We start from the raw sequence: 1560 nt of genomic DNA, 5'->3' as shown, positions 1-1560 counted from the left end.
CGGTCGTGAAGAGTCGTTCGAGAACGTCGAGGGTGTCGAGGCCCCACTTGGTCGCGGTCGACAGGTAGGACTGCACGACCGCGAAGTCGACGAGGCCGGCCAGGGTCCGCCAGCAACCACCGGAGGTGCGTTGCTGGACCTTGACCGGCCTGACGTCCCTTTCTGCTTGATTGTTCGAGAAGGGCACGGTCAGGTCGACGACGAAGCGGAGGATCATGTCCTCCTCGCGGCGCATCCGGCGGATCAGTGTGCGAGCGTCGTGGGCGAGTGACGAGCGGTCCCCGTGGTTGTCGGTCTCGCCGCGGGCGAGCGCGCCGCGGTAGTGGTTGCGGATGAGGGCGACGGCCTCGGGCGCGAGCGCGTTCGCCCCGGCGTCGCGGGCGTCGCACGCGGCGTGGTGGGCGTCGAGCAGGGTGGTCGCCATCGCGTCGGCCCAGACCTGCCMGCCACGGTCGCCGTCATGGATGGACCGCAGGTCGCGCAGGGTGTGCGCGCCGCACCAGGCGTGCAGCGCCCGGGTGAGGTGGGTGTAGCCCTGGTAGCCGTCCCGCATCAGCACGCCGGTGAACGCCGGCCAGATCCCGCCGGCGTCGATCGTCTCGGCGGTCCGGTCACCGGTGTGCAGCGCGGTCAGGTAGTCGGTGGCGGCGACGTGGACGTAGCGCAGCGCGCCGTCGGCGCGGGCGGTCGTCTCGTCGGCGTGCGCGACCGGCGCGGCGGCGATCAACGCCCGCACGTGCGGGAGGAAGGTGTTCTCCAACAGACGCGCGGCGCGGGCTCGCACGCCGCCGGCCCAGCCGGCGGAGACCGTCGCGCCGACCATCACCGTCAGGACCGCCGCGGCGCGGCGGATCGGGAGGTGGTGCGCGCACACGAGCCACACCGCTCGCGCGAGCATCCGCGGGCCCCAGACAAGCCGGCCCGCCAGCGGGACGGGTGTCAGCCCCTCGGTCGTCGCCGCGCAGCACGGACAGACCCGCGTCACGATCCGGTACTCGATGACATACGGGCGCGGCGGGGGCGGCGGGTCGAAGATCTGGTGGCGCCGCGTCGTGAGCCTCGCCGCTCCGGCCAGCGGGAACCCGCAGTCCGCGCATAACGACGGGTCGATCGTGTGGATCTCGTCCGGGTCGTCGACCATCTGACGGGTCGCGCCCGTCGCGCCGGGCTGCTTACCCCTCGGCCGGCCCATCGACGTCCGCGACGACCGGGGCTTGGCCTTCTTCTTCGTATACGGGCTGTCCGACGACGACGGCCACGACGAGTTCGTACTGTCCCTGCCGAGTTGGCGGTCCAGTTCGCGGACCCTGTCGGTGAGCTGCTCCACCTGCCCGACCAGCCGCTCGACCAGCCGCGCCTGCTCCGCGATCGTGGCCGCCTGGGCGGCGATGGTGGCGTCCCGGTCCGCAAGCAGACGCACGAGTTCCTCGTACGTCGGACGGCCGCCTGACTCCACGTCCCGGACGCTATCCGATCATCACCCACCAGCCCGCGAACGCCACACGATCACCGAACAAGATCTACAAGGCCGCCACCCAACCGACGTGAACAGCTACGAGT

General features: G+C 71.6%; 1 protein-coding gene. It reads right to left on the bottom strand.

Features of this window, described 5'->3' with window-relative positions; all coding sequences use genetic code 11:
- On the bottom strand, window positions 1-1420 hold a 1420-nt coding region (locus CcI156_RS23695; protein WP_076808343.1), incomplete at its 3' end, for an IS66-like element ISFsp10 family transposase.
- Window positions 1421-1560 lie beyond the last annotated feature (140 nt).

The organism is Frankia sp. CcI156 (assembly GCF_001983015.1).
Taxonomy (GTDB): domain Bacteria; phylum Actinomycetota; class Actinomycetes; order Frankiales; family Frankiaceae; genus Frankia; species Frankia casuarinae.
Note: the sequence above shows the minus strand (reverse complement) of the source record. Positions and strands in the feature narration are given on the sequence as shown.